This is a genomic window from Mesorhizobium sp. 1B3 (assembly GCF_050958605.1).
In the GTDB taxonomy this organism is placed as follows: domain Bacteria; phylum Pseudomonadota; class Alphaproteobacteria; order Rhizobiales; family Rhizobiaceae.
In genome coordinates, this window is sequence record NZ_JBJHDO010000001.1 from 874452 (window position 1) to 886332 (window position 11881).

Here is an 11881-nt window from a genome sequence, read left to right on the forward strand (position 1 = left end):
TCTCGTCCCAGGGGCCGAGGGAACCGCAAGGTGGCAAAGCTCGTGCGCCATCCCTCGGCGATCAAGCTTCTGAAGCTCCGCATCATCGTCGACGTCGATCCGAAGAACACCGCCGAAATCATTGCTGCCCACGACGAGATCCGGCTGTTCTAGGCTCCGACATTGAAAGAACTGCGCGAGGTCGGAGCGACGCTCTGAGCGAGCGGCCATTTTGAGTGACCGGTGAACCGGTCCCTCATCTGCCTACCGGCATCTTCTTCCCGTAATAAGGGGAGAAGATCGATGTTGCCTCCGTTTTCGCCAATGGCGCGGAAGGCATGGATGTTAAGTTCCCCGCTTTACCATTGCTGCGCCGCTACCTCGATCAGGTGGTCGACAAAGGCCGGAACGACTTCCGTTGCGCGGCCATAGTGAGCTTCGGCGAACATGCCGCCGCCCTCGGATGGTTCGAGATTAAGCTCGACCGTATGGGCGCCATTGAAGCGCGCCTCTTCAACGAAGCCGGCGGCAGGGTAGACGCTGCCGCTGGTGCCGATCGAGACAAACAGGTCGCAGGCCGACAGGGCGGCGTGAACGCGCCCCATATGGTAAGGCATCTCGCCGAACCAGACCACGTCCGGCCGCAATCGGCCGACCGTGCTGCAGGTCGGGCATCGCGAATCGATCGACATGTCTCCGGTCCAGCGGCTGCTTTGTCCGCAAGCCTCGCAAAGCGTCTTGTTCAGTTCGCCATGCATGTGGACGAGATGACGCGAGCCGGCCGCCTCATGGAGATCGTCGATATTCTGGGTCACCAGCAGGAAGGTGCCGGGCAATTCCTGCTCCAGCCGAGCCAGCGCGCGATGGGCCGCGTTGGGCTTGATGTCGGCCATGCGGCGTCGGCGCTTGTTGTAGAAGTCGAACACCTTGCGGGGATTGCGCGCGAAGCCCTCGGGCGTGGCGACGTCCCGGTAATCGATCTTCGACCAGATGCCGCCCTTGTCTCGAAACGTATCGATACCCGATTCGGCCGAGATGCCAGCGCCGGTAAGGATCACGATCGAAGAGGAAGCACCCAGCTCCGGCTGCCCGGTGACGGGAACATTCATTTCAACGAACTCCGGTCCTGCGCCTCTTGATGAACCAGGCGCAGAGGACTGCTGCGAGCGCCGCCGCGAGCCCGTACCAGGTCAGGGCGTATTGGAGGTGGTTGTTGGGAAAGTTGATCAAGGTGACCCCGCCGATCGGCAGGCCGCCGGGATTGGGGGCCGGGCCTGCGTCGATGAAGAAAGGCACCATTCTGTCGGCGGGCAGGTCGGCCTTTGCCGCCATGGCCCTGAGATCCTTCCAGTAGAAGACGTTCTTGACCGGATCGTTGTCGGGCACGAGAGAAGACGGTTTTTCCGCCAAGGGATTGCGAGCAAGACCGGCGACAGGCTGGTCGCCTTCGACTTGGCCTTCAGACCGCGTTGCAGCATCCTTGCGGTCAAAAGGCACAAAACCGCGATTGACCAATACGTAACGACCGTCGGGGAGGGCCAGCGGCACATAAACGAAGAAGCCAGCACGTCCCTGCCATGTCGCCAGGAAGTGACTTTCGCGGTCGTTGAGAAAGCGTCCCGATGTGCTCACCGGCCAATAGTCCGCATCACCGGTCTCGATGAACTGTTTCTCGATTTCGGCGAGGGGGCGGGGCTGCTCCTTGATCCGGGCATCCACGGCGGCGATCAGACCCTCCTTCCATGCGAGCCGCTGCATTTGCCATGTGCCGAGGCCGACGAGCACGCCGAACAGCACGAGCCCCAGCAGGAGCGTCAGCCAGGGACGCCCTTGCTTGTGCAAGGTCTCGTCGCTTCCACTGGTCATGGCTATCGATCCAGGCGGCCTTCCTCGGCCTTGTTGCGGTATTGCAGCGTGACCAGAACCCCTTTGGCGAGACGTAACGCGGTGAGGCTGAGCACGAGCACCAGCGGGATCCAGAGGACGAGGTGCAGCCAAAGTGGCGGCCCGTAGCTGACCTCCATCCAGAGCGCAAGGCCAACCACGATGAAGCCAACGATCAGGATGACGAAGACCGCGGGACCGTCGCCCGCATCGGCAAAGGAATAATCGAGCCCGCAACTTCCGCAGTGCTTGCCTAACGACAGGAGGCCCGAGAAGAGGCGGCCTTCGCCGCAACGCGGGCATCTTCCCCTCATGCCGGCCGAGATAGGATCGACCGGTGGCCAGATCACCTTGTCCTCATTCATGGTTGGATCCGATCGTGTTGATGGCAACTATATCGCACGGCGTCGAAAAGCGCCGGAAAAAACAAAGACGGCCGCGTTGCCGCGGCCGTCTCGAGTTGGTCATCGGGAATCTTAGTGGCCTGCGGCGATCGTTGCGCCGGCCGAACCCCAGACATAGATGCAGGCGAAGAGGAACAGCCACACCACGTCGACGAAATGCCAGTACCAGGCGGCAGCCTCGAAGCCGAAATGGTGCTTCGGGGTGAACTGGCCGGCCATAGCGCGGAGCAGGCATACCAGCAGGAAGATGGTACCGATGAAGACGTGGAAGCCGTGGAAGCCGGTCGCCATGTAGAAGGTGGCACCGTAGATCGAATCCGCGAACGCGAACGGAGCGTGCATGTATTCGTAGACCTGGACGAAAGAGAACAGGACGCCCAGAGCCACGGTCAGTACAAGACCCCAGACGAGCCCCTTGCGATCGTCATGGATAAGGGCATGGTGCGCCCAGGTGACCGTCGTGCCGGAGAGCAGCAGGATGATCGTGTTGTAGAGCGGCAGATGGAAGGGATCGAGAACCTCGATGCTCTTCGGCGGCCACACCCCGCCCGTATAGGCTTCACGCGCATATTGGGCCGCCTCGTTGGGGAACAGGCTGGCGTCGAAGAATGCCCAGAACCAGGCCACGAAGAACATCACCTCAGAGGCGATGAACATGATCATGCCGTAGCGCAGATGGAGCGCGACGACGGGCGTGTGATGCCCTTCCTGTCCCTCCTTGATGGTGTCCGACCACCAGGAGAACATGACATAAAGGATGATGGCCACGCCGATCGCGAAGATGAACCAGCGTGCGTTGATCAGATCCAGGCCGAAGAGAGGCAGCGTGCCGCCCTTCATGAACTGCATCCAGGCAACACCCCCGAGCGCCATGATGAAGGCGCCGACCGAAGCGAGAAACGGCCAGGGGCTGGGATCGATGATGTGGTAGTCGTGCTGTGGTTTGGCGTGGGCGTCTGCCATTCTATCCCCCGAATTGTCCGTCGGATGTGGTCTTATCACCTTCGGCCTTCGGTGCAACTGCCACCGGCTGGGCCCCCTCTGTGGGGAAGAAGGTGTAGGAAAGGGTGATCGTCTTGATGTTCTTGAGTTCCGGCACATCGACTATGGCTGGATCCACATAGAAGACGACCGGCATGTCGATCGTTTCGCCGGGCTTCAGCTCGGTATCGGTGAAGCAGAAGCACTCGACCTTGTTGAAATAGGCTCCCGCCAGTTCAGGGGTGACGTTGAATGTCGCCCGGCCCGATGCCGGCTTGGAAAAAAGGTTGGTGGCCTTGTAGCTCGCCTGGGTCGTCTCGCCGATCTTGATCGTCACGTCGCGGGCGACTGGACGGAAATCCCAGGGCACCCCGGCGGTGTTGGCGTCGAATCGTATGGTGATGTCGCGGTCAAGGATGCGGTCGGAATATTGCTCCACCCGCTGTGTCGTGCCGCCATAGCCGGTGACCTGACAGAACATTTGGTAGAGCGGAACCGCCGCATAGGACATACCGACCATACCGCCGACGAAAGCGACGCATACTCCGGCGATCAACCGGTTGTTGCGGTTCTTGCTGTCGCCCGGGGGAGGGGAGGTATTCTTCATCGGGATCCTCATATCGGCCGGGTGAGAATGCCGGGCCCCTTGGTCAGGGCCACGATGTAGAACAGGATCACCAGCGCGCCCAGCGCCAGCGCGATGGCGACCGACCGGCTGCGACGAGCCTTCTTCTGCGCTTCGGTCAGCGTCACCATGTCTTTGCTCTCGTCATTCATGTCAGGCTCCTGGCACTCCCAAGGCGCGCGTCACGACGGCGTCGGCGAGATAGACGGCGAAGATCGCGAAGAGGTAGAGCAGCGAAAAACCGAAGAGCGCCTTGGCTGGCTTCATGACACGGTCGCCGTTCTCCATGTGCAGGACCTTCCAGGCGTACCAGACGAAGCCGATGCCCAGCGCGATGGATACGACTCCATACCACAAGGATGTGAAGCCGAGCATCCAGGGGAGGACCCCGACCGGGGCGAGCACAAGAGCGTAGGCGAAGATCTGACGGCGTGTGGAAGCGGCGCCGGCCACGTTCGGCATCATCGGGATGCCCGCGCGAGCGTAATCGTCGGATTTGAACAACGCCAGCGCCCAGAAATGCGGTGGCGTCCACAAGAAGATGATCAGGAAAAGGATGACGCTCTCGAGGCTGATGGAGCCGGTCGCGGAAGCCCATCCCACAATGGGAGGAAAAGCGCCTGCCGCACCGCCGATCACTATGTTCTGCGGGGTCCAGCGCTTGAGCCACATCGTGTAGACGACGGCGTAGAAGAAGATGGTGAAGGCGAGCAGCGCGCCCGCCACCCAGTTGACCAGGACGCCGAGGGTCATCACCGAAAGGAAGGAAAGGACGAGGCCGAAGACCAGCGCCTCGCCGGGCAGGATGCGGCCGGCCGGCACGGGCCTGTTGGCAGTGCGGGTCATCACCGCGTCGATATCGGCATCATACCACATGTTGAGCGCGCCCGAGGCTCCAGCGCCGACTGCGATCGCCAAGATAGCTGTCATGGCGACGACCGGGTTCACGGCCACGGGCGCAGCCACCAGGCCGACGAAGGCCGTGAAGACCACGAGCGACATGACTCGCGGCTTCAACAGGGCGAGATAGTCCGACGCCGTCGCTTCCGAAATATGGAAACGGGCATCGTCAAATCCGCTTTTCTGAACCAGGGCCATGCGTACGTCGTCCATTTATTCCGTTTGGCCGAAGCCGCCGGCGAACCGGCGGCTTCAACTCGTTGTCTGCCTACTTGATCTTCGGCAGCTGTTCCCACTGGTGGAACGGCGGCGGCGAGGAGAGCTGCCATTCCAGTGTCGTGGCGCCTTCGCCCCACGGATTCGCGCCGGCGATCCGCTTCTTCGAGAAAGCCTCGAAGACGCCGTAGAGGAAGATCAGGACGCCGAAAGCCGAGATGTAGGAGCCGTAGGACGACACCATATTCCAGCCGGCATAGGCATCCGGATAGTCGATGTAGCGGCGCGGCATGCCGGCGAGGCCGAGGAAGTGCTGCGGGAAGAAGATCAGGTTCACGCCGATGAAGGTGACCCAGAAGTGGGTGCGGGCGATCATCGACGAGTACATGTAGCCCGTCATTTTCGGGAACCAGTAGTACCAAGCTGCGAAGATGGCGAACACCGCGCCGAGCGACAGCACGTAGTGGAAGTGCGCGACGACGTAGTAGGTGTCATGCAGCGAGCGGTCGAGACCGGCATTGGCCAGTTGGACGCCGGTGACGCCACCGATGGTGAACAGGAAGATGAAGCCGATCGCCCACAGCATCGGAGTGCGCATGGAGATCGAGCCACCCCACATCGTGGCCACCCAGGAGAAGATCTTCACGCCGGTCGGAACCGCGATCACCATCGTGGCGAACACGAAGTAGCGCTGCGTGTCGAGCGACAGGCCGGTGGTGTACATGTGGTGCGCCCACACGACGAAGCCGACCGCGCCGATGGCGACCATGGCATAGGCCATGCCGAGATAGCCGAAGATGGGCTTACGGGAGAAGGTCGCGACGATGTGGCTGACGATGCCGAAGCCCGGCAGGATCAGGATGTAGACTTCCGGATGCCCGAAGAACCAGAACAGATGCTGGTAAAGGATCGGGTCGCCGCCGCCTTCCGGCTGGAAAAAGGCCGTGCCGAAGTTGCGGTCGGTCAGCAACATGGTGATGCCGCCGGCAAGTACCGGGAGCGACAGCAGCAGCAGGAAGGCTGTTATGAGCACGGACCAGGCGAAAAGCGGCATCTTGTGCAGCGTCATGCCGGGCGCGCGCATGTTGAAGATGGTCGTGATGAAGTTGATCGCCCCGAGGATCGACGAGGCGCCCGAGATGTGGATAGACAGGATGGCGAGATCGACGGCCGGCCCCTGTGAACCGGAAGTCGAAAGCGGCGGATAGAGGGTCCACCCGTTGCCGGCGCCATAGCCGCCCGCCGTGCCAGGCACGAACAGGGACAGCATCAGCAGCAGGAAGGCCGGCGGCAGAAGCCAGAACGAGATGTTGTTCATGCGCGGGAAGGCCATGTCCGGCGCCCCGATCATGATCGGTACCATCCAGTTGGCGAAGCCGCCGATCAGCGCCGGCATCACCATGAAGAAGATCATGACGAGCGCATGTCCGGTGGTGAACACGTTGAACATGTGCTTGCCGCCGTCGATGGCGGCGTCGCCCTCCAGCCCGTAGACCATTTGGGCCAGGCCGGTGAAGATCTGGATGCCCGGCTCCGCCAGCTCCCAGCGCATCATCACCGACAGGAAAGCGCCGATGCAGCCCGCGATGATGGCGAAGATGAGATAGAGTGTGCCGATGTCCTTGTGGTTGGTCGAATTGACCCAACGAGTCCAGCCACGTGGTTTGTGATCGTGGTGGTCGTGAGCTGCAGCGCCTGCCATGTTCCGCTCCGTTCCTTAAATCCCTGCAGCCGCGGCTCAGTTGCCGGCGACCGCCACCGACTCATCGCCTTCGATCGCCGCCATGAGGGCCTTGTTGGCGCCCGGGAGGTCGGTCTTCGCGGCAGTGAGCCAGCTGTTGTATTGCTCCTCCGAGACGACGCGGATAGCGATCGGCATGAAGGCGTGGTCCTTGCCGCAGAGCTCGGAGCACTGGCCGTAATAGAGCCCTTCCTTCTCCGCCTTGAACCAGGTCTCGTTGATGCGCCCAGGCACCGCGTCGACCTTCACGCCGAAAGCCGGCATGGCGAAGGCGTGAATGACGTCCGAAGCCGTGACAAGCACGCGGGTGATGGTGTTGACGGGAACGACCACCTCGTTGTCCACCGCCAGGAGGCGAGGATACCTCGCGACATCTTCCTTGCCGGTGGCCGCGCGATCACCTTCCTGCAGCATCGCAGAGTTGAAGGAGAGGGGGGCCTCGATCTGGTACTCGTAATCCCAATTCCACTGATTGCCGGTCGCCTTGATCGTGAGCGTCGGCTCCTCCGGCGGATTGTACTGCGCGGTGAGCAACTGGAAGGACGGAACGGCGATCGCCAGCAGCACAACGACGGGACCGACGGTCCAGATCACTTCGATCATCGTGTTGTGGCTGGTGCGCGACGGCACCGGGTTCGCGCTCGCGCGGAACTTCACGATGCAATAGGCGAGCAGCGCCAGAACGAGAAGCGTGATCGGCACGATGAACCACAACGTGTACTTCTCGAACCACTCGATCTGCGCCATGATCGGCGTGGCCGCTTCCTGGAAACGCCACTGCCACGGATGCGGCTGGTCCGCGTATGCCGCAGCGGTGGAGAAAAACGCTGTCAATGCGCCAGCGCCAGCAAAGAATTTTCTCATCGCCCTCTCAAACTCCCAGTCTTCGCAGCGAGGCTTTTCGCCAAAGGCCGTACGCCGCCCGGGACAGGAATCCCGGCGGCCATGGCGCGTTCAAACCATACTCTCTTCGTCGCCGCAAGGAAGGAGCGGAACCATCCATGCGGCATTTTTGCGCGCGCGGATGCATTGAGCCAAGTCAAGCGCGATGCTTCTTATGTGCATGTTTGCCGGTATACGTTCGGCCTGTCGGACGTGGGCATGGGAAAGGCCGAGTCGCAATTCGGTCGGATTTCCCGCTGAAAAGTCCCCGAACCGGGCAATTTGGCTATTTTGAAGGGCGGCCTTGTCCTTTACTTGGCGCTGCCGAGAACTAAATTGCCGTGATTCGCAAACGGAGCCGCCATGATCAACAGGTTTCTGAGACCGCTGGCACCGGTCGTCCTCCTCGCCGCCTGCGGACTTGCGCTTCCCGCCGCTGCCCAGCAGGGCGGCACGGTGAAATCGAAGCATGGCGCCTGGTCGATCGTTTGCGATACTCCGGCCGGGGCTTCGGCCGAACAATGCGCGATGATGCAGAATGTCGTGGCCGAGGATCGGCCCGAGGTCGGCCTGTCGGTGGTGGTGCTGCGGACGGCCGACAACAAGGCTGAGATCCTGCGCGTGCTTGCGCCCCTCGGCGTGCTCCTGCCCAACGGCCTTGGCCTCAATGTCGATGGCAAGGACATTGGGCGGGCCTATTTCGTGCGTTGCTTCCAGGACGGATGCTATGCCGAGGTCATTCTCGAAAAGCAGCTCCTGGACACGCTGAAGTCCGGAAAGTCGGCTACTTTCATCGTTTTCCAGACGCCGGAGGAAGGCATCGGCATCCCTGTCGACCTGAACGGCTTCGGTGAGGGCTTCGGCGCGCTCCCCTGACCGCGTGGTCGCATTTGCCCTTTGGCGCTTCCGCGCCTACATGCTGCGAGATGCTCATAGATTATGAGGCGGCGGGAGCTGCTTCATCGAGGACAGCCAGCGAAGCGGACGGACGATGAAGGACATTCTCGGTCATTTCGACATTTCCGAAGACAAGGTGCGCCGCATCGTGGCTGACACGATTGCCGGCGCGGACGATGGCGAGCTCTATCTCGAATACAGCGAGAGCGAAGCGCTGATGTTCGACAATGGCCGCCTCAAGACGGCCAACTTCAACACGGATCAAGGGTTCGGCCTTCGCGCCGTGGCGGGCGAAGCGACGGGCTATGCACATTCCAGCGAGCTTTCGGAGAGTGCGCTGCTGCGAGCTTCCGATGCAGTATCGACGGTCAAGAGCGGCTATTCCGGAACACTGGCTGCCGCACCCGCTCGCACCAACCGTCACCTCTATGGCGAGGACAACCCGATTCCTTCGCCATCCTTCGCGGAAAAGGCGAAGCTTCTCCAGGAGATCGACGCTTTCCTGCGAAACAAGGATCCGCGCGTCCGGCAGGTCACCGCTTCGCTCGCCTCGTCCTGGCAACATGTCGAGATCTTGCGCGCCGACGGACAGGTCGTTCGCGACATCCGCCCGCTGGTGCGCGTCAACATCGCCGTCGTGGTGGGCGATGGCGACCGGCAGGAGACCGGTTCCTACGGCATGGGCGGACGCAAGGGCTTCGGCGAGTTTCTGGCCGAGGACAGTTGGAAGTTCGCGGCTGACGAAGCGCTGCGCCAGGCCCTGGTCAATCTGCGGGCGCTTCCCGCGCCCGCCGGCACATTCGACATCGTGCTGTCGAGCGGCTGGCCGGGCGTCATGCTTCACGAGGCCGTCGGCCATGGCCTCGAAGGCGATTTCAACCGCAAGAAGACCTCCGCCTTCGCCGGGCTGATGGGCCAGCAGGTGGCGGCCAAGGGTGTGACGGTGGTCGACGACGGCACGATCGCCGAGCGCCGAGGGTCGCTCACCGTCGATGACGAGGGCACGCCCACCAACCGCAACGTGCTGATCGAGGACGGCAAGCTTGTCGACTATATGCAGGACCGCCAGAACGCTCGGCTCATGGGCATGAAGGCAACCGGCAACGGACGGCGCGAATCCTACGCGCACCAGCCGATGCCGCGCATGACGAACACCTTTATGACGGCCGGCGACCTCGATCCGGCGGAGATCATAGCTTCCGTCAAGAACGGCATCTATGCCGTGTCCTTCGGTGGCGGCCAGGTCGACATCACCTCCGGAAAGTTCGTGTTCGGCTGCACCGAGGCCTATTTGATAGAGGACGGAAAGGTAACGCAGCCGATCAAGGGTGCGATGCTGATCGGCAATGGGCCGGACGCAATGCACCGCGTGACCATGGTCGGCAACGACATGAAGCTCGACACTGGCATCGGCATGTGCGGCAAGGCCGGGCAAGGCGTGCCGGTGGGCGTCGGGCAGCCGCACCTGCGCATGAACCAGATGACCGTGGGCGGCACGCGCGTTTAGCCGTGTGGTTCGCGACCGCTGTCGCGGTCGCGAATACGACCGTCGACCGGTTCGCCGCTATGCATGCATTGAGAATGGGACGGCTCTGAGCAGCTGTCCCATTTTGCATTTCACACCTTCAATTCATCCTCGACGCATTCTGCGCCGGTCTCCGGCCCTGTTGATGTCGATCGGTAATGCTTGACTCAGCGAAAACGATCATTATCAATCAGCGCCACGAGGAGAAATATGGACAATCCCCGGCCACGATTTCCGCACGAGCGCCACCAGCAGATGATCGACCTGATCATCGAGCTGAAGCGCGTCGGCACGACCGAGCTGGCCGCGCGGATGGGCATATCCCTGGCCACTGTTCGGCGCGACCTGGCGGTGCTCGAGCAGGCAGGGCTGGTTTCCCGCACCCATGGCGGGGTGGTGGCGCGGGGCGTCGGAGAAAGCACGACCGAGCCGCTGTTTCTCGAGAAGCTGCGTTTGCGTCAGAACCTGAAGCAGCGCATCGGGGCGGCTGCCGCGCAGTTGGTCGAAAACGGCAAGGTGGTCATTCTCGATTCCGGAACCACGACGCTTGCGATTGCACGTGCGCTCGCCGGCCGGCCGATAACCGTCGTGACAATCGATCTGAAAGTGGCGGAAGCCGCGGCGGCCGGAAGCACCGAGGTGCATATCGTCGGCGGCCGTGTCAGGAACGGCTTCTACAGCATCGTCGGCGCCGGCGCCGCGAAGGCCATGAAGGGTATTCGGGCCGATCTCTTCTTCATGGCCGCCGACGCCATCGACGAGGCGGGTGTCACGAATTCGACGCTCGACGAGGCTGAAGTGAAGCGGGTGGCGATCACGCAGGCGACACGCACGACGCTTGTGGCGGACCACAGCAAGCTCAACATCCGAAGCTTCGCGCCAGTGTGCCCGCTCGACGCGATTTCCCTGTTCATAACCGATCATGGCGCGGAGCCTTTGCTTGCGCCGTACCGCGGCAAGTTCGCCGATATAAGGATGGTGTGATCTCTCACCCGTCGCACTATGGAAAGGCATTAGAGAATGAACAAATTAGACAGGCTGTTCGGCGGCAAGAAGCCGATCATCGCCATGGTCCACCTCAACCCGCTTCCAGGCAGCCCGCTTTACGATTCGCAGGCTGGCGTTGCCGGCATCGTCGAGGCCGCGCGTCGTGATCTAAAGGCGCTCCAGGCGGCCGATGTCGACGCCGTCATGTTCGGCAATGAAAACGACCGCCCCTACGAGTTGAGCGTGGATACCGCTTCCACCGCGACGATGGCCTATGTCATCGGACAGTTGCGTGCCGAGATCCAAAAGCCGTTCGGAGTCAATGTCTTGTGGGATCCGATGGCGACAGTGGCGCTTGCCGCCGCCACCGGCGCGTCCTTCGTTCGCGAGATATTCACGGGCACCTACGCTTCGGACATGGGTCCGTGGACACCGAATGCCGGCGCCGCCATGCGCTACCGCGACAGGCTCGGTCGTTCCGATCTCGCGATGCTTTTCAACGTGTCGGCCGAATTCGCGGATTCACTCGACCGCCGCTCGCTTGCCGACCGCGCCCGCTCCGCAGTCTTTTCGTCGATCCCCGATGCGGTGCTGGTCTCCGGCGCGATCACCGGCGAGGCGGCGGAGATGTCGGCCTTGGAATCGGTCAAGGCCGTGCTGCCGAACACTCCGGTCTTCGCCAATACCGGTGTGCGCCACAATACCGTCACGGACATCCTGAAGCTCGCCGACGGCTGCATCGTCGGCTCGTCGCTCAAGGTGGACGGCGACACATGGAAGCCCGTCGATCCGGAGCGTGCGAAGGAGTTCATGCGCATCGTCAAGGCGGCACGGGCTTAGAAGTCGAAGCAAAGGCGTCG

General features: G+C 62.1%; 14 protein-coding genes. 5 read left to right on the plus strand and 9 right to left on the minus strand.

The genetic code is table 11. The features are described 5' to 3' along the window. The first annotated feature begins 30 nt into the window (after positions 1-30). Positions 31-153, plus strand: a complete 123-nt coding sequence (locus ACCO56_RS04140) for a hypothetical protein (RefSeq protein ID WP_433637884.1) — start codon at positions 31-33, stop codon at positions 151-153. A 185-nt stretch (positions 154-338) separates the two neighbouring features. Here ACCO56_RS04140 and cobB read toward each other — a convergent pair whose 3' ends face one another. From cobB to coxB, 9 genes are all read right to left on the minus strand, one after another. Beyond that, a complete protein-coding gene (gene cobB, locus ACCO56_RS04145) occupies positions 339-1088 on the minus strand; it encodes a Sir2 family NAD+-dependent deacetylase (RefSeq protein ID WP_433637886.1) in 750 nt (249 codons plus the stop codon). A gap of 1 nt (position 1089) precedes the next feature. Next, a complete protein-coding gene (locus ACCO56_RS04150) occupies positions 1090-1845 on the minus strand; it encodes an SURF1 family protein (RefSeq protein WP_433637889.1) in 756 nt (251 codons plus the stop codon). A 2-nt stretch (positions 1846-1847) separates the two neighbouring features. Further along, a complete protein-coding gene (locus ACCO56_RS04155) occupies positions 1848-2228 on the minus strand; it encodes a DUF983 domain-containing protein (protein ID WP_433637890.1) in 381 nt (126 codons plus the stop codon). A 111-nt stretch (positions 2229-2339) separates the two neighbouring features. Then, the gene (locus ACCO56_RS04160; protein ID WP_433637892.1) at positions 2340-3230 is read right to left on the minus strand and encodes a cytochrome c oxidase subunit 3; all 891 of its coding nucleotides are present in this window, start codon (positions 3228-3230) and stop codon (positions 2340-2342) included. A 1-nt stretch (position 3231) separates the two neighbouring features. Next, on the minus strand, positions 3232-3855 hold the full coding sequence (locus ACCO56_RS04165) for a cytochrome c oxidase assembly protein (protein WP_433637895.1): 624 nt from the start codon (positions 3853-3855) through the stop codon (positions 3232-3234). 8 nt (positions 3856-3863) lie between these two features. Next, entirely contained in the window at positions 3864-4025 is a 162-nt protein-coding gene (locus tag ACCO56_RS04170; RefSeq protein WP_433637896.1) for a hypothetical protein, read from the minus strand. 1 nt (position 4026) lies between these two features. Beyond that, positions 4027-4971 (minus strand): heme o synthase, encoded by a 945-nt coding sequence (locus ACCO56_RS04175; RefSeq protein ID WP_433638335.1) that lies wholly within the window; start codon positions 4969-4971, stop codon positions 4027-4029. 70 nt (positions 4972-5041) lie between these two features. Then, entirely contained in the window at positions 5042-6691 is a 1650-nt protein-coding gene (ctaD, locus tag ACCO56_RS04180; protein WP_433637899.1) for a cytochrome c oxidase subunit I, read from the minus strand. A 36-nt stretch (positions 6692-6727) separates the two neighbouring features. After that, positions 6728-7594, minus strand: a complete 867-nt coding sequence (gene coxB / locus ACCO56_RS04185) for a cytochrome c oxidase subunit II (RefSeq protein WP_433637902.1) — start codon at positions 7592-7594, stop codon at positions 6728-6730. 381 nt (positions 7595-7975) lie between these two features. Here coxB and ACCO56_RS04190 point away from each other — a divergent pair, with 381 nt between their 5' ends. The 4 genes from ACCO56_RS04190 to ACCO56_RS04205 all read left to right on the plus strand — a co-directional run bounded on the left by ACCO56_RS04190 (position 7976) and on the right by ACCO56_RS04205 (position 11861). Further along, complete coding sequence (locus ACCO56_RS04190; protein ID WP_433637905.1) at positions 7976-8488, plus strand: invasion associated locus B family protein; 513 nt, start codon at positions 7976-7978, stop codon at positions 8486-8488. A gap of 115 nt (positions 8489-8603) precedes the next feature. Beyond that, positions 8604-10016 (plus strand): metalloprotease TldD, encoded by a 1413-nt coding sequence (tldD, locus tag ACCO56_RS04195; RefSeq protein ID WP_433637906.1) that lies wholly within the window; start codon positions 8604-8606, stop codon positions 10014-10016. A 228-nt stretch (positions 10017-10244) separates the two neighbouring features. After that, the gene (locus ACCO56_RS04200; protein ID WP_433637909.1) at positions 10245-11018 is read left to right on the plus strand and encodes a DeoR/GlpR family DNA-binding transcription regulator; all 774 of its coding nucleotides are present in this window, start codon (positions 10245-10247) and stop codon (positions 11016-11018) included. Positions 11019-11054: 36 nt separating this feature from the next. Continuing rightward, the gene (locus ACCO56_RS04205) at positions 11055-11861 is read left to right on the plus strand and encodes a BtpA/SgcQ family protein (RefSeq protein ID WP_433637911.1); all 807 of its coding nucleotides are present in this window, start codon (positions 11055-11057) and stop codon (positions 11859-11861) included. Positions 11862-11881: the final 20 nt, after the last annotated feature.

Coding starts and splice junctions, on each gene's coding strand:
- ACCO56_RS04165 (WP_433637895.1), bottom strand. CDS start 3,855: ATGAAGAATACCTCCCCTCCCCCGGGCGACAGCAAGAACCGCAACAAC.
- ACCO56_RS04160 (WP_433637892.1), bottom strand. CDS start 3,230: ATGGCAGACGCCCACGCCAAACCACAGCACGACTACCACATCATCGAT.
- ctaD (WP_433637899.1), bottom strand. CDS start 6,691: ATGGCAGGCGCTGCAGCTCACGACCACCACGATCACAAACCACGTGGC.
- ACCO56_RS04190 (WP_433637905.1), top strand. CDS start 7,976: ATGATCAACAGGTTTCTGAGACCGCTGGCACCGGTCGTCCTCCTCGCC.
- ACCO56_RS04200 (WP_433637909.1), top strand. CDS start 10,245: ATGGACAATCCCCGGCCACGATTTCCGCACGAGCGCCACCAGCAGATG.
- cobB (WP_433637886.1), bottom strand. CDS start 1,088: ATGAATGTTCCCGTCACCGGGCAGCCGGAGCTGGGTGCTTCCTCTTCG.
- ACCO56_RS04170 (WP_433637896.1), bottom strand. CDS start 4,025: ATGAATGACGAGAGCAAAGACATGGTGACGCTGACCGAAGCGCAGAAG.
- tldD (WP_433637906.1), top strand. CDS start 8,604: ATGAAGGACATTCTCGGTCATTTCGACATTTCCGAAGACAAGGTGCGC.
- ACCO56_RS04155 (WP_433637890.1), bottom strand. CDS start 2,228: ATGAATGAGGACAAGGTGATCTGGCCACCGGTCGATCCTATCTCGGCC.
- ACCO56_RS04150 (WP_433637889.1), bottom strand. CDS start 1,845: ATGACCAGTGGAAGCGACGAGACCTTGCACAAGCAAGGGCGTCCCTGG.
- coxB (WP_433637902.1), bottom strand. CDS start 7,594: ATGAGAAAATTCTTTGCTGGCGCTGGCGCATTGACAGCGTTTTTCTCC.
- ACCO56_RS04205 (WP_433637911.1), top strand. CDS start 11,055: ATGAACAAATTAGACAGGCTGTTCGGCGGCAAGAAGCCGATCATCGCC.
- ACCO56_RS04175 (WP_433638335.1), bottom strand. CDS start 4,971: ATGGCCCTGGTTCAGAAAAGCGGATTTGACGATGCCCGTTTCCATATT.